We start from the raw sequence: 23810 nt of genomic DNA, 5'->3' as shown, positions 1-23810 counted from the left end.
ATCGTAGAAAGCCCCGAACACATTGTGTTCGGGGCTTTTTGCTGTGCATTGCATATGTCGAAACACCCAGCCAAAGGCTGGGTGTGAGCATCGTCAGGCGCAGAGCGTTTCCATGGCTTCGATAAAGCTGTCCATTTCGTCGTCCGTGCCGATGGTAATGCGCAGAAAGTTGTTCAGCGCCTCGGTGTTGAAGTGCCTGACCAGAATGCCGCGCTCACGCAGGCCAGCGAAGAGCTGGGCGCCTTCATGGTGAGGGTGCTGGGCGAACAGGAAGTTGGCCTTGGAAGGCAATACCTCGAATCCAAGCCGCTCCAAGCGCTGGCGGGTGCGCTCCCGGGTGGCGATCACGTTATTGCGGCATGCGTCGAAGTGTTCGGTATCCTTCAGGGCTTCGATGCCCACCAGGCTGGCCAGGCTATCTACGGGGTAAGAGTTGAAGGAGTCCTTGACCCGCTGAAGGCCTTCGATCAGCTCGCTGGAGCCAATCGCATAGCCCAGCCTCAATCCTGCCAGGCTACGTGACTTGGAGAACGTGCCCGTGACCAGCAGGTTCGGGTAGCGGCTAATCAGCGACACGGCGCTGTCAGCGCCGAAATCCACGTACGCCTCATCCACTAGCACCACGCGGTCGGTGACTTTCTGCAGAAGCGCCTCGATAGCTTCCAGCGGGTGAGCATGGCCCGTGGGGGCGTTGGGGTTGGCAAAGATAACGCCGCTTCGCTCACTCGCGCTGGCCAACGCATCCATATCCACTTCCCACTGGGCATTCAAGGGATGCTTGCGCAGCTCTACGCCGTAAAGATTGGCATACACTGGGTAGAAGCTGTAGGTGATGCTGGGTACATCGAGAGGTGCCCCTTGGCAAAAAAACGCCTGAAATGCGAAGGCCAGGACTTCATCGGAGCCGTTGCCCACGAAGGTTTCCGCGACGCTGACGCCGTAGCGGCTGGCCAGGGTTTCACGCAGCGCCAGAGAGGTAGGGTCGGGGTAGAGTCGTAAATGATCGGTAGGGTATTGGGCCAGCGCCTGGCTGACACCAGGGGCCGGGGGGTAGGGGTTCTCGTTGGTGTTGAGCTTGATCACGCGCTCGCGGGGCTGCTCGCCGGGAATATACGGGGTAAGATCCCTGACGGCAGGGCTCCAGTATTGGCTCATGGGGGTAACCTGATTGTGCGGATGTGAATATCCCCATGGTCGCCTGATGGCCGCAAGAGCGCAAGCATTCCCATTGGCCGCGATTCGGCCCATACTTCTCCTGTGAAGGGGTGGGCGTCGCACCTTGTAGCGGTTATGCTGTCATAAGCGCGCGAAAGAAATGTATGTCCAACACCATAAGGAGACACGCAATGCAATTCAGGAGTTTGCTAGCCGGTTCGGCTATGTTGGCACTGCTGGCGGGCTGCGCAGCTGGCCCGACGGATCAGCGCGACGACGCAGGCATGAGCGCCTCACAGGCTAACTATCAGGGTACTCTGCCCTGCCGTAACTGTGACGGCATTGACCTGGATGTGACCATGCAGGGTGAAGAAATGGCCGCTCCGGAAGAGCGTACCTTTACCTTGAATGCGACTTACCGCAACCACCCCCAGACACCGCCCGATGAAAACTACGCCGGTAACTGGGAAGTGCTGACGGGTACGCCTGCCGACCCCGACGCGACGGTCTACGAACTGACACCGGACGGTGACGGCCAGATCTACTACTTCCAGCGGATCGACGAGCGTACGCTCGAGCTGATCGACCCGGAGCGTCGTCGCTTTGAAAACGGCGAGATGCTGCAACTGCGTCGCCAGTAATCGCTGAGCGCATCGCATCAAGGCGGCCATTGGCCGCCTTTTGTATGTCTGGCGGTGGTGAAACAGTAGCAATGACGGTCGTTACAACCGTCGTAACGACCGTCGCAACAACTGTTGCAACAACCGTTGTAACAACAGTGGCAAGTACAGTCATGCGAGACAGGAGCGGCTAGCGGTGGCAAAAGCAAAGAGCGCCTTTGTGTGTACCGAGTGTGGTGCCGAGTATCGCAAGTGGCAGGGGCAGTGCACCAGCTGTCAGGAGTGGAATACGCTCAGTGAGATCCGGTTGACCAGTGCGCGGCCTGGCAGCGGAACGACGGCGACCGGACGCGCTGGCTATGCAGGCAACCTCTCGAAGGAAGTCGTGGACCTCAGTAACGTCGACCTCAGCGAAGTGCCACGGTTGACCTCCACCTTTGCCGAGTTCGACCGTGTATTGGGAGGCGGTCTGGTACCGGGCTCGGCCGTGCTGCTGGGTGGGAACCCTGGGGCAGGCAAGTCGACGCTGCTACTGCAAACGGCCTGCAAGCTTGCTCAGCAACGCCGCATCCTCTATGTGACCGGCGAGGAATCGCTTTCCCAGGTCGCCATGCGAGCGCATCGCCTGCAACTTCCCACCAACGGCTTGAAAATGTTGGCGGAAACCAGCGTCGAGACCATTCTGGCCGTTGCCGAGCGTGAAAAGCCCGAGATTCTGGTCATCGACTCTATTCAGACCATGCACCTGGAGGATATCAGCTCGGCGCCCGGTGGCGTGGCGCAGGTGCGCGAGTCTGCCGCAGCGCTGACCCGTTTTGCCAAGCAGACGAACACCGTCCTGCTGCTGGTGGGGCATGTCACCAAGGATGGCACCCTGGCAGGCCCCAAGGTGCTCGAGCACATGATCGATGCCTCGCTGCTGCTGGAGGGCGGGGCGGACTCGCGTTTTCGCACCCTGCGTGGCCAGAAGAACCGCTTCGGCGCGGTGAATGAGCTGGGCGTGTTCGCCATGCTGGAGCAGGGCTTGAAGGAAGTGAAAAACCCCAGTGCCATTTTCCTGTCGCGCCAGGAAGAGCAGGCTCCCGGCAGCCTTGTGATGGTGGTATGGGAAGGCACGCGGCCGATACTGGTGGAAGTGCAGGCTCTGGTCGATGAGTCAGCCCTGGGGAACCCGCGCCGGGTCGCCGTTGGGGTCGATCAGAACCGCCTGGCCATGCTGCTGGCGGTATTGAACCGGCATGGTGGGCTGTTCACCGGTGACCAGGACGTGTTCTTGAACGTGGTGGGCGGGGTCAAGGTGCTGGAAACCAGTGCTGACCTGGCGGTGCTGCTGGCGGTAGTGTCGAGCCTGCAAAACCGTGCGCTGCCCAAGGAGCTGGTCGTGTTTGGCGAAGTGGGGCTTTCCGGCGAGATTCGCCCCGTGCCAAGCGGGCAGGAACGTATTACCGAGGCAGCCAAGCATGGCTTCTTGCGCGCCATCGTGCCGCGCGCCAATGCGCCAAAGCAGTCGCCCAAGGGTATGGAGGTCATCCCGGTCGACAAGCTTAGCGATGCCCTTGAGGCGTTGTGACATGGACTATGCTGGATAGCAGAAACGCCAGCCCCGAGCACAGCAAAGGAGAGTCACCATGAGTTCGATTCGATTGACCCAGTACAGCCATGGAGCAGGCTGCGGCTGCAAGATTGCCCCAGACGTGCTGGACGGCATTCTGGCCAAGGCGGGCCCCGCGGCGGGGCATCAGCGCCTGATCGTGGGCAACCAGGGGCGTGAAGATGCCGCGGTGTACGACCTGGGCGATGGGCGGGGCATGGTTGCCACCACCGATTTCTTCATGCCCATCGTCGATGACCCCTTCGATTTTGGACGCATTGCGGCCACCAACGCCATCAGTGATGTCTACGCCATGGGTGGCACGCCAGTGATGGCGCTGGGCATTCTGGGCTGGCCACTCGACAAGCTCGCGCCCGAAATAGCCGGAGACGTCGTGGCCGGAGCGCAGGCGGTATGCCGCGAATTGGGCATTGCGCTGGCGGGCGGGCACTCCATCGATGCTCCAGAGCCGATCTTTGGCCTGGCCGTCAATGGCTTGGTGTCACTTGACCAGCTAAAGCTCAATAGCCAGGCCAAGCCCGGTGACCTGCTGTATCTCACCAAGCCGCTGGGCGTGGGGCTGTTGACCACCGCTGAAAAGCGCGGCCTGCTGGAAGCAGGGCACCAGGGGCTTGCCCGTGAAACCATGCTCAAGCCCAACACCATTGGCGTCGCGTTGGCCGGTGTCAAAGGAGTGAATGCCATGACCGACGTGACCGGCTTTGGGTTGGCAGGTCATCTGGCGGAAATGTGCAGCGCCAGTGGCGTGAAGGCCCACGTGGACTTTCGCCGCTTGCCGCGCCTGGCCGAGGCCGAAGGCTACCGCCGCCAGGGAGCCGTTCCCGGTGGCACCCAGCGCAATCAGCAGGCGCTGGGCAGCGCCCTGCCCGCCATGGACGAAGCCCACTGGCAGTGGCTATGCGACCCGCAAACCTCGGGAGGGCTGCTGCTGAGTGTCGATCCCGCCTGGCAGGACGACGTGGAGCGCATTGGTCGCGAGCACGGCGTCACGCTGGAACCGTTTGGCGAGATGCAGCCTGCCAAGGGCAACGCCGTGATCCAGGTGGTCGGATGACGCTGCCCACGCTGCCTGCTTCTTTGGAGCTGGTGGCGCGTAATACGCCCTTGATCGATGTGCGTGCGCCGGTGGAGTTCGCCCAGGGCAGCCTGCCGGGAGCGGTGAACCTGCCGCTGATGGACGATGAAGAGCGCCGCCAGGTTGGCATTGCCTATAAACAGCAGGGCCAGCAGGCGGCGATTGCGCTGGGTGAACGGCTGGTCAGCGGTGCGGTGAAGCAGTCCCGAGTGCTGGCCTGGCAGGCTCACCTGGCGCGTTATCCGGATGCACTGATCTACTGCTACCGTGGCGGATTGCGCTCCCAAATCAGTCAGCAGTGGCTGGCCGAGGCGGGCCTGCTGCAGCCCCGCATCGAAGGTGGCTGGAAAGCCCTGCGGCACAAGCTCTGCCAGCGCATCGACGAGGCCGCCCACCAGCCGCTGCTGGTGGTGTCTGGCCTGACGGGCTGCGCCAAGACGCCGTTGATCAACCAGTTGCCCAATGGCATCGACCTGGAGGCGTGCGCCCAACACAAGGGGTCCGCGTTTGGGCGTCAGCCGGAGGAGCCCGCCACGCAGATCGATTTTGAGCATGCGCTGGCCCAGCGGCTGATTGGCCAGCCAGGCAAGCTGGTGATGGAGGACGAGTCACGGCAGATCGGCAATGCCAATATCCCGCTGCCGCTATGGCAGGCACTGCAACAAGCGCCGCGCATCCGCATTGAAATGCCGCTGGACTGGCGGTTGGACCAGCTGCGCCGGGACTATATCGAAGCGCTGGAGAGAGGCTATACGGCCCGCTTTGGCCCCGATGAGGGGCGTCAGCGCATGCAGCGACAGCTCGCAAGCGCCCTGGAACGGCTGGCCAAGCGGCTGGGGCATGCACGGCTACAGCGCTTGCAGCGGCTGCAGGCCATGGCGTTTCGTGCCCACGAGGCGGGCGACGTCCAGGCTCACGAGGCGTGGCTGGCCCCGCTGCTCACCGAGTATTACGACCCGCTCTATCGTTACCACCTGGAGAAACAGCAGAGCCACCGGCCGCCCGAGCTGCACGTGGGGGACTGGGAAAGCTGCCTGGCCGCCGCTCGGCAGTGGAGTGCCTAGCGGCGGCCGATACGCATCAGAGGCTTTTGAGCCACTGGGTCATGACCCGGTCCAGCAGCGGCGCCAGACGCTGAAAGCGCTTGGGGTCTGCCTGTATCTGCTCGCCGGTTTGCAGGAAGCGCCCGGCGGAAGGGCTCCTGGCCGTGGGGAGCGCCTCGGCATTCAGCAAGGAAGCCGCGCTGGCCTGGGTCATTTCGAGATGGCATAACAGCGCCACCACGCGACCAGCATCCCAACTGAACCCTTGGAGCGGCGCCGCCGCACTGCCGCCCAGGGGCAGCGCGCCGTCAGGCAGGCTAAATACTAGGCGATGCCACATGAAGGCATCGAACTGCTCGGGCAGGTCAAAGGTGCTCTCTGGCGCCAGGGTGACAGGGTGCCAGCCCGTTTCGGGGTAGGTGCCGGGGGCGATGACGGCGCCCAGGGCTTCAGCGATCCATAGCGCCCCTAGGCCAATGCCCATGACGGGTTTTTGGCCATCGAGGTAGCGGTGGATGAGCTTGCGCTCTGCCTTTTGCCAGGCAGGCGGGGCGCTGAACAGCGCGTCGGGGCCGCTCAGCACGATGAGCGCGTCGCACTCGCCAGGGCGCGGGGTCAGTTCCCCTGCGTATAGATGAAAAACGGTGTAACTATGGCCCATGCTCTCCAGCCAGTCTTGCAGGCGAGCGGGTCCATGGTCAGGGCCGTGCTGTAGCAGATGAATATGCATGGTAATCTCCTCGCCGGCCGCACACATCAAGCGCGGCGGAGCTTGCCCGCCGCGAGTGTGGGACGATAACGTATCGCGTCCACTTCACCAATACCGTTTCATCAATATCCTCTTCATCAACACAGTGACCCAGGACATCAGCATGGTGGCAAAACCCACAGGATTCTATCAGCGTCTGCAACTGCTGCCGCTGCCCGCCCAGCAAGCCTTCATGGCGGCCTTGTGCGAGCGGCTGCTACCCAACTACGCCCTCTACGAGCAAACCACAGGCCACGGTGATGGGCATACCCTGCGTACCGTGCTGAGTCTGGTGTGGGAGCGCTTGAGCGTGCCCAATGCCAGTATCGACTTTGCCCGTCAGGCGGAAAAGCTGGCGGAGTGCGAGCCACCGGCCAACGATGACAGTTTCGGGGCGCGCCGCGCGCTGGACGCAGTGGTCTCGATCTCGGCGCTGCTGGATACCTTGCAAGGTGAGTCGCCGGAAGCGGTGCTGGACGTGAGCCGCACTTCCCGGGCAGGAGTGCGGGCATTCATCGAGCTGACCGAGGGAGAGGTGGATGCACAGGCGCTGGCGCTGATCATCCGCGACCACCCGCTGATGGCTGATGAAAACGACTTTCAGGATGCGGTGCTGGAAGCCGTCAGCGAGCCGCTCACCAAAGCGGCGCTAAAAGAGATTCGCCTACTGGGGCGCAACAACGGCATCAGCAACCTGGGGCTTTCGCTGGAAGAGGGCGACGAGTAGCCGCCCTTGGGTCTTGCGAACGAACGGCTTTAAAAACGGACGCCCGCCGTGATCATCATGCCCGCTGTGCCGAACACGATCAGGTCCGACTCGACGCGCCCCCATTGAATGCCCACGCTGGGCAGAAGGGCGGGGGCGATTTCGTAGCGGTTGAAGGGAATCTTGTCGCGGAACTCATCCTTGTAGCCCCGCAGCAGCCCGCCGGTGAGTTTGGCGCGCACGTTGATGTTGTCGCCCAGCTGCCCCAGCGGAAACTCCCGCCCAGCGTAGAAGTACCAGGTGGGCTGGTCGAAGGAGTTCTTGAACCAGGCGGCACCCGCCAGCCAGCGGTCAGGGTTGTGCAACTCGACACTCACCAGATCCTGCTGGTTGGTGTGCTCCGGGTCGGGGCTGAAGTGTCGAGTCAACAGGCTGGTTTGCACCAGCGTGTGGTCCAGTTCGAAGGCCGGTGGCCAGTCAGGCATAGAAAAGGCCGCGGCAGATGCGCTCAGCCAAAGCATTGCCAGGCCACCTAACCAGGTGCAGGCACGGGGCATGTCACTCTCCTAAAGGCGCATCTCGATGCCACGTTCGGCCATGTAACGCTTGGCCTCGGGAATCGTGTGCTCGCCAAAATGGAAAATGCTGGCGGCCAATACCGCATCCGCACCGCCTTTCAATACGCCGTCCACCAGATGGTCCAGGTTGCCGACGCCGCCCGAGGCAATCACCGGCACGCTGACGGCCTCGGAAATGGCGTGGGTCACGCCCAGGTCGAACCCGATTTTGGTGCCGTCGCGGTCCATGCTGGTCAGCAGTAGCTCGCCTGCGCCGAACTCGACCATTTTCCTGGCCCACTCGACGGCATCCAGGCCTGTCGGGCGGCGCCCCCCGTGGGTGAAGATTTCCCAGCGGTCGGGTTCGCCCTCCTGAGAAACCTTCTTGGCGTCGATGGCCACCACGATGCACTGGCTGCCAAACCGGTCGGCGGCTTCCCGCACGAACTCCGGGTTGGTCACGGCGGCGGTGTTGATCGACACCTTGTCGGCACCCGCGTTGAGCATGGTGCGAATATCGTCGCAGGTGCGAATGCCGCCCCCCACGGTCAGCGGGATGAACACCTCGCCAGCGATCCGCTCGACCATGTCCACGGTGGTGGCGCGGTCTTCGTGGCTGGCGGTGATGTCGAGGAAGGTGATTTCGTCGGCGCCTTGCTGGTTGTAGCGCTGGGCGATCTCCACCGGGTCACCGGCATCGCGGATGCCGACGAAGTTCACGCCCTTCACCACGCGCCCGGCATCGACGTCCAGGCAGGGAATAATGCGCTTGGCCAGGCTCATGCACGGCCTCCGCTCAGCTCGTCGCTCAGGCGCTGGGCCTCGGCGACATCCAGGCTGCCTTCGTAGATGGCGCGTCCGGTAATCGCCCCCAGAATGCCGCTGTCGGCCACGTCGCACAGCGCGCGAATGTCATCCAGGTTGGTGACGCCGCCCGAGGCGATCACCGGCAGGCCGCCTTCGCGGGCCAACGCCGCGGTGGCTTCCACGTTCACGCCCTGCATCATGCCATCGCGGGCGATGTCGGTGTAGACGATGCTGGAGACGCCATCGTTGGCGAAGCGCTTGGCAAGCTCGGTGGCCTTCACGGTGGATACCTCAGCCCAGCCGTCGGTGGCCACGAAGCCATCCTTGGCATCCAGGCCCACGATGATGTGGCCCGGGAAGGCGCGGCACATTTCACCGACGAATTCCGGCTCCTTGACCGCCTTGGTACCGATGATCACGTAAGAGACCCCGGCGTTCAGGTAGTGCTCGATGGTGTCCGCCGAGCGGATGCCACCGCCGATCTGAATGGGCAGGTTCGGGTAGGCGCGGGCAATGGCCGTCACCGCGTCGCCATTGACCGGTTTGCCTTCGAAAGCGCCGTTCAGGTCCACCAGATGCAAGCGACGCGCACCGGCGTCTACCCAGCGCGCGGCCATGGCCACCGGGTCGTCGCCGTAGGAAGTGGCTTCGTCCATGCGGCCCTGCTTCAAGCGCACACACTGGCCGTCTTTGAGATCAATCGCGGGAATTACCAACATAGTGAAACCTCTCAGGGCGTCCAGGTGACAAAATTTTCCAGCAGGCGAAGGCCTGCGCGGGAGCTTTTTTCCGGGTGAAACTGCACCGCGAAGGTGGCATCGCGGCCAATCGCCACGTGGGCGCTGACGCGACCGTAGTCCGTCGTGCCGAATACCTGGGCATCGTCGGCGGCATTCACGTAGTAGCTGTGCACGAAATAGAAGTGTTCGCGGTCATCGATGCCGGCCCACAGCGGGTGGTCATGATGCTGGGCGACCAGGTTCCAGCCCATGTGCGGCACTTTCAAACGCTGCTCCTGGGCATCGCGCATATCCGCCGGGAAGCGGTCGACGCTGCCCTGGAAGAAGCCCAGGCAGTCCACGCCGCCATTCTCTTCGCTGCGCTCCATCAGCATTTGCTGACCCACGCAGATACCCAGCAGCGGCTTGGCCTGGCGGGTCAGAATCTCCTCCACCAGCCCGCGCAGCTCGGTACGCTCCAACTCGCCCACGCAGTCGCGGATGGCCCCCTGGCCAGGTAGCACCACGCGGGTCGCGCCCAGAATGCGCCGGGGATCACGGGTAATGATCACGTTCTCATGGGTGACGTGTTCGAGCGCCTTGGCGACCGAGTGCAGGTTGCCCATTCCATAATCAATCACGGCAATGGTCATGAAGCGCTCCTTGTCGAGGTCATCGAGCGATGGCTGATCGCTGCGTTAGGCATTACAGGCACCCTTTGGTGGAGGGCATCTGCCCGGCCATGCGGGGGTCTTCCGACACGGCCATGCGCAGGGCGCGGCCAAAGGCCTTGAAGATGGTTTCTGCCTGATGGTGGGCGTTGAAGCCCTTGATGTTGTCGATGTGCAGCGTCACCCGCGCATGGTTCACGAAGCCCTGGAAGAATTCCCAGAACAGCTGGGTGTCCATGCTGCCGATGGTATCGCGGGTAAATTCCACGTTCATGAAGAGGCCGGGACGCCCGGAGAAATCGATGACCACCCGTGAGAGCGCTTCGTCCAGCGGCACGTAGGCGTGGCCGTAACGGTAAATGCCGCGCTTGTCGCCAATCGCCTCATGAAAGGCTTGGCCCAGGGTGATGCCCAGGTCTTCGACGGTGTGATGGTCGTCGATATGCAGGTCGCCCTTGGCGTCGATATCGAGGTCGACCATTCCGTGCCGAGCCACCTGGTCAAGCATATGGTCCAAAAACGGAACGCCCGTGTGGCAGCGAAGATGGCCTTCACCATCAAGGTTGACGCTGACCGTGATCTGCGTTTCGTTGGTGTCACGGCTAACCGTGGCAATACGCGCTGACATGTTGCATCTCCTGCGCCGAGGCGCACTCTGAGGAATAATCGGCGGGCGGCGGCTGCGGCCAAAACAAGCATTATAGAGAATCGGCCCCCCCATCCGCTACAATGCGTGAAATGTCGCCGCCCATTGCGGCGCTCAAACAGCAGCCTGGCTGCATTGGCAACGAGGATTTCACCATGCCGGTGACACTGCAATACGTCGACCAGGCCCGATGGGACGCCGATGAGCAAGTGCGTATCGACCTCGTGCGTATCTATGAAGACGCACCGCAAGAGCGCATGCCGACCACCAGGGTTTTACCCTTCATAGAGCAGCATTTACAAGGGCAGCACGTGTTTGCCTGCGCCCTGTTCAACGACCGCCTGCTGGGAGCCGTGGCGGTGCAGGAGGGCGATGACCGCGCCTGGTGGCTATCCGAGCTGTGCGTGCGCAAGACCACGCGGCGGCGGGGCGTGGGCTCACGGCTGATGGCGCTGATGGGCGAGCAGGCCAAGGAAGAGGGCCGTGTACTGCGTATTGCCACCACCACGCTGCCGCTGGCCGACCGCGTGCTGCTATCCAAATTGGGCTATCGGCCTATCGCCGATGCCGAGCCAACGGAACCGGGCCTCCCGGCCACCAGTGATTTTGTAGAGCTAGACCCCCAAGGGAAAGGTTAATGAAACAGCTACTCCGTATTTTACTGGCGGCCATCGGCATTCTTGCCATTGCCGCCGTCGCTGCCGTGGTCTACGTCACCACCTTTCTGGACCCGGAAGACTTCAAGCCTCGGCTGACCGCCGTGGTGGAAGAGCAGACAGGGCTCAATCTGGCGCTGGAAGGCCCGATCAGCTGGTCGTTCTACCCGCGTATCGGTGTCAGCGTCGAGCAGGCCCGTGCCTGGCTGCCCGAACAGTCGGTGGACGAGTCTGCTTTCGCGGCGATCAACCGGGCCGAGGTGAGCGTGGCCTTCGCGCCGCTGCTACGGGGTGAAATCGCCGTGGATGGCCTGACGCTCGACGGCATGCGCCTGAACCTGGTGAAAAACGCCGAAGGCGAGGGCAATTGGGAGCCGCTGCTGGAGCGCCTCTCCGAACACAGCAACGAGTCCGCCGAAACCGTGCTGGCACCGGCAAGCGCAGGCCCCAATGCCGATGCAGGCAACCTCTCGGTGGTGCTGAACATCGCCAGCGTGGAAGTCAAAGGGGCGGATATTCGCTACCGCGACGAACAGAGCCAGGCCCTGTGGCGGGTACAGCCGCTGAATATTTCGGGCACCAACGTCAACCCGGTGCGCTCCTTCCCGCTCAAGGCTATGTTCACGCTCTCCCGGCACAACCGCCTGGATGCCGAAGTGCTGGAGCGCACGCCGGACATGACCAGTGAGGTCAACCTGGAAACTCGCCTGCGCCTTGGCCTGCAGGATGAGCAGATCACCCTGGAGAATACCCAGCTCACCACGCAAACCCGCCCAGGCGCCAACAGCGAGCCCCAGCAGTTCAGCCTGAAAGCGGCTGAAATCGTGGCGCGTATGGGCGAGCAGCAGCTCAGCATTCGCCAAGGCGTACTGGATGCCGGCCTGCGCCATGCCGACAACTGGCAGGGAAGCCTGGCCCTTTCACTGGCGTTCGGCCTGGAAGGCGACCTGGCCGCTCAGACTGCCCAGTTGAAGGACCTGCAACTGACCGGGCCGGATGGCCTGCGGGTCAGCGGCCACCTCAACCTCGAACAGCTGCTGGAAGCGCCCCAGTACAGTGGCCAGCTCACCGCAGCCCCCTTTACCCTGCGGCCCTGGATCTCGCGCACTGGCGCAACGCTCAATACCACCAGCGAAGCGGCGCTGAGCGACGTGGCCCTGACCAGCCCGGTCGAAGGTGATCTCTCGCGCATCGCCTTGCCACGCCTCTCGTTGGTCATCGATGACAGCACCTTTACCGGCGACGTGCGTGCTGCTCTGGATGGCAGCCAATTGAGCTTCAATCTGGACGGTGACCAGCTCAACCTGGACCACTACCTGCCGCGGCCTGCCGCCCCCGAGCAAGCCAGCCGAGGCCTGCTGCGCAGCGCCTTTGCCCAGACCGAAGAAGCCCTGCTGCCCCAGGAGTGGCTCAGCGGCCTGACCCTGCAGGGTGACCTCAGCGTCGGCGAGCTGCAGCTGGCGGGCATGACCTTCAACGACACCCAGCTGGCGCTGCGCGGTGACGAGGGCAACCATCGCCTGACCGGCTTCGAATCGCGTTTCTATGGCGGCGAACTCAATGCCACCGGCGCGCTGGACGCCACCGACAGCGTGATGACCTGGCAATTCGCGCCGCGCATCAGCAATGTGCAAGTGGCCCCGTTGATCGAAACCTTCAGTGACGAAGAGGCCCCGCTGCGCGGCCGCTTCAATCTGGAAGGCAGCTTGACGACCCAAGGCAACAGCCGTCAGGTGCTGCTCAGCAACCTCAACGGCGAGCTGGATGCCCAGCTGAACGAAGGCGCTATCCTGCGTACCAATATCTCCCGTGAGATGTGCGAGCTGGCGGCGCTGTTGGAAGGCCAGGGCACCACCCGAGAGTGGCATCCCGATACGCGCTTCGAGCGCTTCGACGCTACGTTCCTGGTACGCAACGGCGTCGTGCACAGCGATGACTTGTCGATCACCCTGCCGGGTATCGAAGTGCAAGGCGAAGGCGAACTCAACCTGACCTCTCGGGACTTCATGACGCTGGCCAGTGCGCGGCTGGTCGATACCGCCGACGCCGCCTGCCAGGTGAACCCGCGCCTGGAGCAGCTGCCGCTGCCCATCCGCTGTGAAGGCCGCCTGGGGGATGATAAAGCCGAATGGTGCCGCTTCGATCGCACCGCGTTCCAGGCCAGCGTGGTGGATCTGCTGCGCACTGAAGCGGGCGGCCGTCTGGAAGAAGAGCTCGAAGAGCGCCTGGGCACCACCATCGAGCGCATCGACGAACGCCTGGGCGAGGGCGCGGGCCAGGAGCTGCGCGAAGGTATTCGCCGCCTGTTCAATTGATACGCCTGCCTTCTTATTAGAGAAGGAGGCACCGCCCCCTGCATGCGCCGGCCTTACCGCCGGCGCTTTTTTCATGGCAAGCACTTCAGGAGTGACCATGGCCGAGATGCCTACGCCGTGCCTGGCGGCCGATGAGTTTCAACACCGTCTACTGCGCTGGTTCGACCAGTATGGCCGCCACGACCTGCCCTGGCAGTCACCCCGCAGCGCCTACCGCGTCTGGGTGTCGGAAATCATGCTGCAGCAAACCCAGGTGGCCACGGTAATCCCTTACTTCGAACGTTTCATGGAGCGCTTCCCCACGCTGGAGGCCCTGGCCTGCGCCCCTCAGGATGAAGTGCTGCACCTCTGGACAGGGCTGGGCTACTACGCCCGCGCGCGCAACCTGCACAAGGCGGCCCAGCTGGCGCTGGCCGAGCATGGCGGCGAGCTGCCCACCCAGAGCGTCGATATGCTGATGACGCTGCCCGGCATCGGCCGTTCCACTGCCGGGGCGATCATTGCCCAAAGCACCGGCCAGCAGGCCGCCATTCTGGATGGCAACGTCAAGCGTTCGCTGACACGGCTGCACGCCGTGGCGGGCTGGCCCGGCCAGCCTGCGGTAGAGCGCGCACTGTGGGCACTGGCCGAGTACTTCACCCCCACCACGCGGTTGGCCGACTACACCCAGGCGGTGATGGATTTTGGCGCCACGCTGTGCAAACGCAGCAAGCCCGAATGCCCCATCTGCCCGTTCAACGACGTCTGCCGCGCCTGCGCCCAGGGCGAGCCGCAGCGCTTCCCGGAATCGAAGCCCAAAAAAGTTACCCCCACCCGTGAAACCCTCATGCTGATGCTGCAGGACCCCCAGGGGCGCGTGTGGCTGGAACAACGCCCGCCCAGCGGCCTGTGGGGCGGGCTCTGGAGCCTGCCGCAGTTTGAGCGCCACGGCGAGCTGAACCACTGGCTGGAGGATAATGTCGTCGCCGCCCGGCGCCTGGCGCCGCTGCCCGCCTTTACGCATACCTTCAGCCACTTCAAGCTTTTGATCACTCCGCAGCCAGTGAGCTGTGAACGGCTCGCCGGAGTGCGCGAAAATGGCCTATGGTATGACGTTCACCAGCCACCTGCGTTAGGCTTGGCGGCACCCGTCAAATCGCTGCTGAGCCAGCTGGCGCCGTTTGACCTCGACCCGGCACCGGGCCCAGCGCGCTGACGACTGGCACGATTTTCATTAGGCATCCGCCCAGGAGCTATTCCATGAGCAACACCGTTTTTTGCCGCAAGTACCAAAAAGAGCTGCCCGCGCTACCTTTCCCGCCGCTGCCCGGCAAGCAGGGCCAGGAAATACAGGCCACGGTGTCACAGCCCGCCTGGCAAGAGTGGCAGGCCCTGCAAACCCGCCTGATCAATGAAAAGCACTTGAACATGCTCGACCCCGAAGCACGCGCCTACCTGATGGAGCAGATGGAACGCTTCCTGGACAACGAAGCCACCGACCAGGCCGAAGGGTACGTGCCCCCCAGCCAGGCATAAGCCCCCGCCAGGGCTCCGCCGTTACCCGCAAAGGGCGCAGGCGTGGCCGTGGCTCACGCGGCCCAATGTGCCCTAAGCATGTGACGAGAAAGAAAGTTTCACAAAGGTGTTGACGAAAACAGAAGCTTTTGGTTTAATACGCACCGTTGGCAAGGGCCAGATAGCTCAGTTGGTAGAGCAGGGGATTGAAAATCCCCGTGTCGGCGGTTCGATTCCGTCTCTGGCCACCACAACGTTGGGGTATCGCCAAGTGGTAAGGCACCGGTTTTTGGTATCGGCATTCCCAGGTTCGAATCCTGGTACCCCAGCCATTGCCAACAAGATTTCTTGTTGATTGGCTAGCTTAACGGCAACTCAATCAAATTCTCAAGAAAACGCGACGCGCCGACATAGCTCAGTTGGTAGAGCAACTGACTTGTAATCAGTAGGTCCCGGGTTCGACTCCTGGTGTCGGCACCACTAAAAGTGGTTTAAAGCAAAGCGTTAGAGAACAAGATCAAGCCGCCCTTCGGGGCGGCTTTTTCGTATGTGTCTCGTATGGGATTGCTGCTTGCTCATCGCCAGCCAATTTTAGCGATATCTTTGGCACACTCTTACCGGGAAAGCTCCTCCAAATATTTTGAACCCAGTCACTCATTGAGCAGGCTCCTGAGTATGCCATGTCGTTCGGGGTGGGCGATCAGCAAGCTGTTCCACTCGGTGGGGGCATCGTGGCCAGCAAGGTCGCTAACCTGGCACCCAGCCTCACGTGCGATGACAATACCCGCTGCAATATCCCAAAGCTCTAGCTCCGCACCTTGAGACCAGAAGGCGTCAAACCTGCCCATGCCGGCATAGGCAATTTCCAATGCCGCAGAGCCGGGGCTGCGAATGCCTGCCACATGGGGCATCAGCGCCGAGAGCTGGCGTTGGCTCGTCATACAGTCGCCTTTATGATGGTAAGGCAAGCAAGTGCCAACCAGCATCTCGTTGAGGGGGCGGGCCGATAAGATGGGTAATCGTCTTGACCCTTGGTAGGCTCCTTGGCCTCGCACGGCCCAGAGCATTTCGTCCAGTAAGGGATGATAGACCAGACCCTGCGTGAGCGTTGCGCCTTGGCGCACCGCGATAGAAACCGAAAAATGAGGCACCCGGTGCAGGAAGTTATTAGTGCCGTCGAGCGGGTCGATGATGACGGTAAGGTCGCTACTGCGAGACGGCGTAACGCCCGTTTCCTCGCCAAGAAATCCCACCTCTGGATGCGCACGCTGAATGGTATCGATAATGGCGTGTTCAGCTGCCTGATCGTAATGGGTGACGAAGTCCGAGCTTCCCTTGCGTTCGAAGTCGATACCCCCCGCTTTGTGATACCCCTCAGTGAGAATTTTTCCAGCCAGCCGGGCTGCTTCTTGCAGCGTATGCATCAGGTCTGGCTGAGCTGTATGGCTCATGGCGGCGCTCCTGGTACGGGGTTTTGGGTAACATATATCACTGTTAACCTTAAGAGGGCTATGTGGCAATAGTGTGACATCGAAAGCTCCTTTCTCTGCATTAAAGCGATTTATTGAAGTTGCTTCGCTTCTTGTCTTTTGTTGTTTTGCTAGTTGGTCGGTTGCTTTAATGCCTTATGGAATTGATTTTTTGTTAACTTGGGAGAGTTGGGCCTTCTGCTTTAAATGGCTGTTTGAGAGGCGGGTATATGTTTGGGTAAAGGGTTGAAAGGAGTGGGGAGAGGGGGTTTGGTTTTTTATTAGCCAGTTTTTTTAAGCTTTATCATCGTGATGGCGACAGCCTGTTTGTATTGGGAGTTGTTTTCATACTGTTAGTTTTCTTGAGTTTTTGTAATGTTTTTAACAAATGTTAATAGTTTTGGGTTTTTGGGTATTTGATAGCGCAAACTATGAAAGTTTCTTGTTTGTATGTTTATAGTTGTCTATATTTTTGTCGCGTTATCTTCCTTTTAGTGTATAGAAATTATAAATAATTCCGGGTGAGTATAGCATTTGTCTAACTACAAAGGAGTGTAGAGATGAATAAGGTTACTGCAGAAGAGTATAATCTAGTGGAAGATAGAAGTCGCAATGGTTTGCCGGGCCCCCTGGGGGCCGAGGGTGGTTGTATAAGTATTGGTGAAGTGTTGGGGCTGTACGGTGAGCTGGGGGCAGAGTCACCGAGGCCTTGACCAACGTTCGACAAAAACCTGTCGAGCTGAAGAGAAACCAGAAAGTCTTTTCGCTATGCGAGGGGCGTGCCGATATCTTCGTGGTGAAAGAGGGCTGGGCAAGTCTATCCCATGCCACTTCTACACGTGGGCAAGATATTTGTAACGTCTTCATGCCGGGCGATATTATCGGAATGCGAGAAAGCTTTTTTGAAAGTCACGATATCGTGATTCTCTCGCTGACACATTGCAAGTTGGAAAAAGTATCGGTAGATGATTTGCATGCGTTGTTTAAAACCAACGACGAAATTCGCAAGGCCATTACCTCGTATGTCATGGTCAACGACAATATTACCATCGAGCGTTTGCGAAGTTGTACGCATCATCGGTCAGAAGAGCGAGTGGCGCACTTCTTGTTGGAAGTCTATGCGCGATTCAATTTCAAAGGCCTGCTGAACAGCAACGTATTCTCCTTTCCGGTGACCCAGGACATCGTAGGAGAGCTTCTGGGCATGACCAGCGTGCACGTCAGCCGCTGCATGACCGCGTTGGAGCAGAAGAAGCTGATCCGCAAGACGTGTAGCAGCATCAAGTTGCTGCAGCCGGAAGAGATGGCGCGTAATACGGGCTTCGACCGGGATTTCATCTACGGCCATATATGCCTGGGTTAGCGCACGTCCCTCGCCCGCCACCAGCGCCGCTTACCTCGAGCGGCGCTTTTTTTGGGCCGATGTTTATCAAACATTGAAATTCGCCCGTAGTGCGCTGTGCGCAGGGTGGTTGCTGCGGTGGGCCTCAACGGGGTGTCCATGAGCATGAAAAAAATGTCATAACGCACGTTATGCGCGGGGTTCCCAAGGGTTGCAAGCCGTCATGCCTGGGCTAGGCTTCTCCCTGCACTGTGTTTCTGAATGAGACACGTTTTAACTGAAATTTAATCATACAAGGAGTGGATTAGATGACAGTCGGCAATACACCTCTCAAAAACCTGACGGCCCACAAGCAGTACAGCGACATGGCAGATACCCCTTCTGCCAGCAATACGCGAGTGGACCTCTATCCTACTCGGCTGGCCACTGCGCCGGCATCATTGACCCAGGCACGCCGTGACGACGTGGTCAAAGGGCGTGCGCTGCCGGGGCCGCTTAGCCAGGCGCAGCTGGATGAGTTCGAGCGCAAGGGCTATCTGTTTATTCCAGACCTGATCCATGGCGACGAGCTGGATGCGCTTCGCGATGAAATCGAGTCGTTGATGAGCAATGATGCTTACCGCGAGCGGGAGTTCAGCATCACCGAGCCGGAAAGCCAGGAGATTCGTTCGCTGTTCGCCGTGCACCATCTCTCTTCCCGTCTGGGGGCGCTGGCCAACGACGAGCGGCTGGCAGGGGCGGCACGTCAGATCATCGGTGACGACCCTTACGTGCATCAGTCGCGCATCAACTACAAGCCCGGCTTTGCAGGCAAGGGGTTCAACTGGCACTCGGATTTCGAGACCTGGCACGCCGAAGACGGTATGCCCAACATGCATGCGGTCAGTGCGTCGCTGATTCTCACCGATAACCACGAGTTCAACGGCCCGTTGATGCTGATTCCAGGGTCGCACAAAGCGTTCGTGCCCTGCCTTGGTGAAACACCCGAGGACAACCACAAAAGCTCGTTGAAAGCCCAGGAGGTCGGGGTGCCCAGCCCGGAGGCACTGCGTCATATGGTCGACCAGTACGGCATCGAAGCGCCGAAGGGGCGAGCAGGGGGCTTGCTGCTGTTCGATTGCAACACCCTGCACGCTTCCAATGCGAACCTGTCGCCGGACCCGCGCAGCAATGTCTTTTTCGTGTTCAATCGGCCGGACAACCGCTGCGGTGCGCCGTTTGCCGCCCCCAAACAGCGCCCAGCGTTTCTGGCCCATGGGCCTGACCAGCCTTGGCAGCCGGGCGTTTAAACGTTTACGTGCTTTGGGAACATAAGCCAGGGTGCAAGAAAAGCAGCGGGAAGGTTGTGGAACAAGCGCAAGGGTGGGGTAGACTAGTGCGCCTGTCGTTGCGAATGCGGCACGCATAATGAGAAGGAGAATACCCGCCATGCGTTTTGTTCCACAGTTTACCGATGGCCAGGAGTTTCCCCACGCGCTGGGCAAAGTCGTGTGTGTAGGCCGCAACTACGCCGACCACGCGAAGGAACTGGACAACCCGGTTCCCAGTGAACCGCTGCTGTTCATCAAGCCGGCCACCAGCGTGGTGGATTTGACCAAGCCGCTGGACCCGCCGTTTTCACGCGGTGAAGTGCATTATGAAGTCGAGCTGGCGCTGCTGGTAGGGGAAACCCTGACCCACGCCACTCAGGATGAAGCGGAGCGTGCCATTGCCGGGATCGGCCTGGCGATGGATTTGACGCTGCGCGATGTGCAAACCACGTTGAAAGAGAAAGGCCATCCTTGGGAAATCGCCAAGGCCTTTGATGGGGCTTGCCCGCTGTCCCCGTTCCTGCCGTTGAGCCGCGTGCCCAACTGGAACGCGCTGACCTTCACGCTGGAAATCGACGGCGAGGAGCGCCAGCACGGCGAAGGCTCGGACATGATCTTTGCGATCCCGACGCTGGTCGCGGAAATGAGCCGTCATTTCACCCTGGAGCCCGGCGATGTCATCCTGACCGGCACGCCTGCTGGTGTGGGTGAGCTGACTCGCGGCGCATCACTGCGCTTCACGCTCACCGGCGGGCTGGAGATCAACACCAGCGTGGTCGAATAAACGACCCCATCGGCTGAGCGTCAAAAGCCCCCGCTGCCCTGGGCAGCGGGGGCTTTTTTATGCTGAAATGTCAGGCGAGAAGGGGGCTCCTGCCCCCTTGCTCCTGGGCGTTACGCCAGAGGACTACTTCAGAGCACTAATCCAGATCGCTATTCCAGATAAGTGTAGCCTTCCAGCCCTTCGGTCAGGCTGGCGGCAAAATGCGCCTGCTCTTCGGCCGAGAAGCCGCTGGTCACCAGTTGTTCGGTCAGCTTCTGCTTCAGGACGCGGGCATCGAAATTGACGTAGGCCAGCACGTCCGCCACGGTGTCGCCTGCCTGGGGGTTGGAGAGTACCCACTCGCCGTCGGCGCCCAGCGCGGCATCCACCGAGTCGGTATCGCCGAACAGGTTGTGCAGGTCGCCGAGAATCTCCTGGTAGGCACCCACCAGGAAAAAGCCCAGCCAGCGCTCGTCATCGTTGGCCCATTCCGGCAGCGGTAGCGTGCTCTCGACGCCCTGGCCGTCCACGTAGCTGTCAATGCGGCCGTCGGAGTCACAGGTGATGTCCTGAATCACCGCGCGGCGAGTGGGCGCCTTGTCTAGCCCGCTGAGTGGCAGTACTGGGAAGATCTGCTCGATCCCCCAGACATCCGGCACCGACTGGAACAGCGAGAAATTGACGAACAGCTTGTCGGCCAGTTTCTCGGCCAGCTCGTCCATGATTTCCCGGTGGGCACGGTTGCGGGTATCGAGCTTGCCCCGCAGGCGCGCGCAGGCAGCCATGTAGAGGCGTTCGCCTTCGGCGCGGGCGCTGATGCTGCTCAAGCCCAGCACGAAACGATCCTGAAGCTCGCTGACGGCTTGCAGCAGGTCGTGCCAGGCTTCGACCAGCACCCTGGGCTCCTGGTGTTCGGCCAGCTGGTCCAGCACGCGCCACAGCTCATCCACCTGGGGGTCGTCGGTGACGCTGCGCACCGGCGGCGTGTGGTCGATACGCTCTTCACCGATCACGTTGGTGATCAGCACCGCATGGTGAGCGGTCAACGAGCGGCCGGATTCACTGATCAGGTGCGGCTGTGGCAAGTCGGCTTCCTGGCACAGCTGAGCGAAGGCGCTGACCACGTTGCGCGCGTACTCCTGCATGGAGTAGTTGGCCGAGCAGTAGCTGCGCGAGCGGGTGCCTTCGTAGTCGATCCCCAGGCCGCCACCCACGTCCACGGTGTCGATGAGGGCGCCCAGCGCCATCAGGTTCTGGTAGAAGCGCGCACATTCGCGCAGGCCGCGCTGGATGTCGCGGATGTTGGCGATCTGGGAGCCCAGGTGGAAGTGCACCAGCTGCAGGCTGGCCAGGGCGTCCTGGGCGCGCAGGGTGTCCACCACTTCCAGGATCTGGCTGGCGGTGAGGCCAAACTTGGACTTTTCGCCACCGGTGTTCTGCCACTTGCCCTTGCCTACCGAGGCCAGGCGCGCGCGCAGGCCGATGCGCGGCGTCACGTCCAGCTCCCGAGCTTCTTCCAGAATCAGATCCAGCTCGGAGAGTTTTTCCACCACCAGATAGACGCGGTGGCCCAGCTTCTCGCCCAACAGCGCCAGACGCACGTATTCACGGTCTTTATAGCCGTTGCAGACGATCAGCGACGAACCGCCGTCGGAGAGCGCCAGGACGGCCAGCAGCTCGGGCTTGCTGCCCGCTTCCAGCCCCACGCGACCGTTGCCACGCTCCGAGGTGGCCAGAATCTCTTCGACCACGCGGCGCTGCTGGTTGACCTTGATCGGGTACACTGCCGTGTAGCCGCCTTCATAGGCCACATCCTGCATGGCGGCGTCGAAGGCGCCACACAGCTGCTCGACGCGGTCGTGAAGAATGTCGCTGAAGCGTACCAGCACCGGTAAGCGCAGGCCGGCCTGCTGCAGCTGGCGAACCAGCGCGCTGATCGGCAGGGCAGGGCCTTCGGCATCGCTGCCCAGGGGGCGCACCAGCGCCTGGCCGTGGTCATCGACATCGAAGTAACCGCTGCCCCACTGGTCCATGTTCCAGGTACGACGGGCGCGTACGGCGGGGCTGCTGGTTGCGGCCATGTCACTCATCAGGAAGCCTCCGGGATAGGGAGTGCCCCCAGCGCGATGCGTGCCTTGAGGATCACGCGGAAACGCTCGGGGTCGTGGGGGGTAAGGTCATGGGCAGGCGGGTCCACATATACCACCAGCAGGCGCGACAGCCAGTAGCGCAACGCCGTCAAGCGCAGCATGGTGGGCCACAGGGCCCGCTCGGTGTCGGTCAGTGGGCGGCGTGCCTGGTAGGCGCTTAAAATCGCCTGATAGCGCTCGGCGTTCAGGCTGCCGTCCTCGTTGGAGGCCCAGTCGTTGATGACGATGGCCAGGTCGAACAGCAGGTCGCCGGTGCAGCCATTGTAGAAGTCGATGATGCCGCCCAACTGGTCGCCTTCATACAGGGTGTTGTCACGGAACAGGTCACCGTGCAGCGCCCCCTGGGGCAGCGCACCATACTGGCTGAACGCGGTCTCGAAATCATCGACCTCGTTTTTCATCAGGGTCTGGTCGTCGGGGCTGATGTAGGTCAGCACCTTGTGATGCACGGCGCGCAGCCAGTACAGATCGCGGGGGTTAGGACGATGCCCCGGAAAATGCTGCGAGACCTTGTGCATACGCCCCAGCGCGCTGCCCAGCGCCTGGCACTGGACCAGGTTGGGGGCAGTGGGGTGCTTGCCGGGCAAGCGCGGGAACAGCAGGGCCGGTTTGCCCGCCAGGCTGTGCAGCGCCACCCCTTCGCGGTCATGAATGGTGCCCGGTACGGGTAGGCCGTGTTCATCCAGGTAGTCCAGCAGCTCGACGAAGAACGGCAGCTCTTCGTGCTCGCCTTGTTCGAACAGCGTGAGCACCATCTCGCGGCGCTCGGTGGTCACGAAAAACGTCGAGTTTTCCGTGCCGCCTGCCACGCCCTGAAGGGACACCAGGCTGCCAACATCGAATTTTTCCAGAAACGCGGCGACCTGTGCGTCGCTCAGCGGAGTAAATACAGCCATGAGAATCTCGCCCAGGTTGCTAAGCCGGTCATTGTAGCGGCTTGGCGCGTCAGTTGGCAGCGCTGTGAACGGTGAAGGGGCGCTTTCGCAGTGCTTTTCTGCAGCCGCGCCGCCGAACGCGTATCATTGAAGAATAGACGCTCTTACTGTTCTGCTGACTATGGAATCTGGTTATGGCCCGTGCCCCTATCGTGCTAGTTGATGGCTCTTCGTACCTTTACCGTGCGTTCCACGCGCTGCCGCCGCTGACGAACTCCAACGGCCAGCCCACGGGCGCCGTGAAAGGCGTGCTGAACATGCTCAAGCGGCTGATCAAGGACTACCCCGATAGCCCCATGGCGGTGGTCTTCGATGCGCCAGGCAAGACGTTTCGCGACGACATGTACAGCGATTACAAGTCCCACCGCCCGCCGATGCCCGATGACCTGCGTAGCCAGATCGAACCGCTACACGCCTGCGTGAAAGCGCTGGGGCTGCCGCTGCTGTGCATCGAAGGCGTCGAAGCCGACGATGTCATCGGCACGCTGGCGCATCACGCCACCCAGGCCGGGCGCGACGCGGTGATCTCCACCGGCGACAAGGACATGGCCCAGCTGGTGAACCGCCATATCACGCTGGTCAATACCATGAAGGAAGAGACCCTGGATGAGGCTGGCGTCGAGGAGAAATTTGGGCTGCCGCCCGCGCTGATCATCGACTTCCTCGCGCTGATGGGTGACAAGGTGGACAACATTCCTGGCGTGCCCGGCGTAGGAGAAAAAACCGCCATTGGCCTGCTGCAAGGCATGGGGGGCGGGCTGGAGACCATCTATGGCGACCTGGAACGGGTCACCACGCTGGGCTTTCGAGGAGCCAAGACGCTCCCCAAAAAACTGGAAGAGCACCGCGAACAGGCGTTTCTCTCCTATCAACTGGCCACCATCAAGGTCGATTGCGACCTGCCCGTAGGGCTGGACGACCTGGAGATCGCTCACCCGGATAGGGAAGCGCTGGTGGCGCTCTACAAGGAGATGGAGTTCAAGCAGTGGCTGGCGGAGCTGCTGGAGGGCAAGGACG

Annotated in this window: 23 protein-coding genes and 3 tRNA genes; 16 read left to right on the top strand and 10 right to left on the bottom strand. The window is 61.5% G+C overall.

Annotated features, from left to right (window positions below; translation table 11 throughout):
* Positions 1–93: 93 nt before the first annotated feature.
* Positions 94–1155: a histidinol-phosphate transaminase gene (gene hisC, locus B7L71_RS05290; protein WP_016916055.1), complete on the bottom strand. Its 1062-nt coding sequence runs from the start codon at positions 1153–1155 to the stop codon at positions 94–96.
* A 191-nt stretch (positions 1156–1346) separates the two neighbouring features.
* Between hisC and B7L71_RS05285 the strand changes: the two genes are divergently transcribed.
* The 4 genes from B7L71_RS05285 (at position 1347) to mnmH (ending at position 5526) form a co-directional block, all read left to right on the top strand.
* Positions 1347–1796, top strand: a complete 450-nt coding sequence (locus B7L71_RS05285) for a copper resistance protein NlpE N-terminal domain-containing protein (protein ID WP_026001970.1) — start codon at positions 1347–1349, stop codon at positions 1794–1796.
* A 175-nt stretch (positions 1797–1971) separates the two neighbouring features.
* On the top strand, positions 1972–3345 hold the full coding sequence (gene radA, locus B7L71_RS05280) for a DNA repair protein RadA (RefSeq protein WP_026001971.1): 1374 nt from the start codon (positions 1972–1974) through the stop codon (positions 3343–3345).
* A 58-nt stretch (positions 3346–3403) separates the two neighbouring features.
* Entirely contained in the window at positions 3404–4441 is a 1038-nt protein-coding gene (gene selD / locus B7L71_RS05275) for a selenide, water dikinase SelD (RefSeq protein WP_081136420.1), read from the top strand.
* Positions 4438–5526, top strand: coding sequence for a tRNA 2-selenouridine(34) synthase MnmH (mnmH, locus tag B7L71_RS05270; RefSeq protein ID WP_081136418.1), 1089 nt, complete (start codon positions 4438–4440; stop codon positions 5524–5526). The genes selD and mnmH overlap by 4 nt, the downstream gene beginning before the upstream one ends.
* 16 nt (positions 5527–5542) lie before the next feature.
* On the opposite strand, the gene B7L71_RS05265 is transcribed toward mnmH, so the two are convergent.
* Positions 5543–6235 (bottom strand): type 1 glutamine amidotransferase, encoded by a 693-nt coding sequence (locus B7L71_RS05265; RefSeq protein ID WP_081136416.1) that lies wholly within the window; start codon positions 6233–6235, stop codon positions 5543–5545.
* 142 nt (positions 6236–6377) lie between these two features.
* On the opposite strand from B7L71_RS05265, the gene B7L71_RS05260 reads away from it, so the two are divergent.
* Positions 6378–6980 carry a YjaG family protein gene (locus B7L71_RS05260; RefSeq protein WP_039182743.1) on the top strand — a complete coding sequence of 201 codons (603 nt, stop codon included), beginning with the start codon at positions 6378–6380 and terminating at the stop codon, positions 6978–6980.
* A 29-nt stretch (positions 6981–7009) separates the two neighbouring features.
* On the opposite strand, the gene B7L71_RS05255 is transcribed toward B7L71_RS05260, so the two are convergent.
* Genes B7L71_RS05255 through hisB form a run of 5 tightly spaced genes read right to left on the bottom strand, consistent with a single transcriptional unit; the run spans position 7010 to position 10341 of the window.
* On the bottom strand, positions 7010–7516 hold the full coding sequence (locus tag B7L71_RS05255; protein WP_081136414.1) for a hypothetical protein: 507 nt from the start codon (positions 7514–7516) through the stop codon (positions 7010–7012).
* Between the two features lie 9 nt (positions 7517–7525).
* On the bottom strand, positions 7526–8299 hold the full coding sequence (hisF, locus tag B7L71_RS05250; protein ID WP_081136412.1) for an imidazole glycerol phosphate synthase subunit HisF: 774 nt from the start codon (positions 8297–8299) through the stop codon (positions 7526–7528).
* Positions 8296–9042: a 1-(5-phosphoribosyl)-5-[(5-phosphoribosylamino)methylideneamino]imidazole-4-carboxamide isomerase gene (hisA, locus tag B7L71_RS05245; protein WP_081136410.1), complete on the bottom strand. Its 747-nt coding sequence runs from the start codon at positions 9040–9042 to the stop codon at positions 8296–8298. Before hisA ends, hisF begins: the two co-directional genes overlap by 4 nt.
* Before the next feature lie 11 nt (positions 9043–9053).
* Positions 9054–9695, bottom strand: coding sequence for an imidazole glycerol phosphate synthase subunit HisH (gene hisH, locus B7L71_RS05240; RefSeq protein WP_016916063.1), 642 nt, complete (start codon positions 9693–9695; stop codon positions 9054–9056).
* 52 nt (positions 9696–9747) lie between these two features.
* Positions 9748–10341, bottom strand: a complete 594-nt coding sequence (hisB, locus tag B7L71_RS05235; protein ID WP_081136408.1) for an imidazoleglycerol-phosphate dehydratase HisB — start codon at positions 10339–10341, stop codon at positions 9748–9750.
* A 173-nt stretch (positions 10342–10514) separates the two neighbouring features.
* Between hisB and B7L71_RS05230 the strand changes: the two genes are divergently transcribed.
* From B7L71_RS05230 to B7L71_RS05200, 7 genes are all read left to right on the top strand, one after another.
* Positions 10515–10997: an acetyl-CoA sensor PanZ family protein gene (locus B7L71_RS05230; RefSeq protein WP_026001972.1), complete on the top strand. Its 483-nt coding sequence runs from the start codon at positions 10515–10517 to the stop codon at positions 10995–10997.
* Entirely contained in the window at positions 10997–13330 is a 2334-nt protein-coding gene (locus tag B7L71_RS05225) for an AsmA family protein (RefSeq protein ID WP_081136406.1), read from the top strand. Before B7L71_RS05230 ends, B7L71_RS05225 begins: the two co-directional genes overlap by 1 nt.
* A gap of 97 nt (positions 13331–13427) precedes the next feature.
* A complete protein-coding gene (gene mutY, locus B7L71_RS05220) occupies positions 13428–14525 on the top strand; it encodes an A/G-specific adenine glycosylase (protein ID WP_081136404.1) in 1098 nt (365 codons plus the stop codon).
* Between the two features lie 44 nt (positions 14526–14569).
* Positions 14570–14845, top strand: a complete 276-nt coding sequence (locus B7L71_RS05215) for an oxidative damage protection protein (protein WP_016916068.1) — start codon at positions 14570–14572, stop codon at positions 14843–14845.
* A gap of 154 nt (positions 14846–14999) precedes the next feature.
* A tRNA-Phe gene (locus tag B7L71_RS05210) sits at positions 15000–15075 on the top strand.
* Between the two features lie 6 nt (positions 15076–15081).
* A tRNA-Gln gene (locus tag B7L71_RS05205) sits at positions 15082–15156 on the top strand.
* 72 nt (positions 15157–15228) lie between these two features.
* A tRNA-Thr gene (locus tag B7L71_RS05200) sits at positions 15229–15304 on the top strand.
* 170 nt (positions 15305–15474) lie between these two features.
* Here the strand turns inward: B7L71_RS05200 and B7L71_RS05195 are convergent.
* A complete protein-coding gene (locus tag B7L71_RS05195) occupies positions 15475–16248 on the bottom strand; it encodes an inositol monophosphatase family protein (RefSeq protein ID WP_446497369.1) in 774 nt (257 codons plus the stop codon).
* Positions 16249–17002: 754 nt separating this feature from the next.
* Between B7L71_RS05195 and B7L71_RS05190 the strand changes: the two genes are divergently transcribed.
* The 3 genes from B7L71_RS05190 to B7L71_RS05180 all read left to right on the top strand — a co-directional run bounded on the left by B7L71_RS05190 (position 17003) and on the right by B7L71_RS05180 (position 19729).
* Entirely contained in the window at positions 17003–17656 is a 654-nt protein-coding gene (locus B7L71_RS05190) for a Crp/Fnr family transcriptional regulator (protein ID WP_249273177.1), read from the top strand.
* A 287-nt stretch (positions 17657–17943) separates the two neighbouring features.
* Complete coding sequence (gene thpD, locus B7L71_RS05185; RefSeq protein WP_081136400.1) at positions 17944–18924, top strand: ectoine hydroxylase; 981 nt, start codon at positions 17944–17946, stop codon at positions 18922–18924.
* Positions 18925–19063: 139 nt separating this feature from the next.
* Complete coding sequence (locus tag B7L71_RS05180; RefSeq protein ID WP_081136398.1) at positions 19064–19729, top strand: fumarylacetoacetate hydrolase family protein; 666 nt, start codon at positions 19064–19066, stop codon at positions 19727–19729.
* A 149-nt stretch (positions 19730–19878) separates the two neighbouring features.
* Here B7L71_RS05180 and speA read toward each other — a convergent pair whose 3' ends face one another.
* Both speA and B7L71_RS05170 read right to left on the bottom strand, forming a co-directional pair.
* Entirely contained in the window at positions 19879–21789 is a 1911-nt protein-coding gene (speA, locus tag B7L71_RS05175; RefSeq protein ID WP_446497373.1) for a biosynthetic arginine decarboxylase, read from the bottom strand.
* 8 nt (positions 21790–21797) lie between these two features.
* The gene (locus B7L71_RS05170) at positions 21798–22754 is read right to left on the bottom strand and encodes a homoserine kinase (protein ID WP_081136394.1); all 957 of its coding nucleotides are present in this window, start codon (positions 22752–22754) and stop codon (positions 21798–21800) included.
* Between the two features lie 173 nt (positions 22755–22927).
* Here B7L71_RS05170 and B7L71_RS05165 point away from each other — a divergent pair.
* On the top strand, positions 22928–23810 hold an 883-nt coding region (locus B7L71_RS05165; protein WP_283160400.1), incomplete at its 3' end, for a 5'-3' exonuclease H3TH domain-containing protein.

Origin of the sequence: Halomonas sp. BC2, assembly GCF_002078115.1 — a bacterium.
GTDB classification, from domain to species: Bacteria; Pseudomonadota; Gammaproteobacteria; order Pseudomonadales; family Halomonadaceae; genus Vreelandella; species Vreelandella stevensii.
This window is presented reverse-complemented; position numbering and strand designations above follow the sequence as displayed.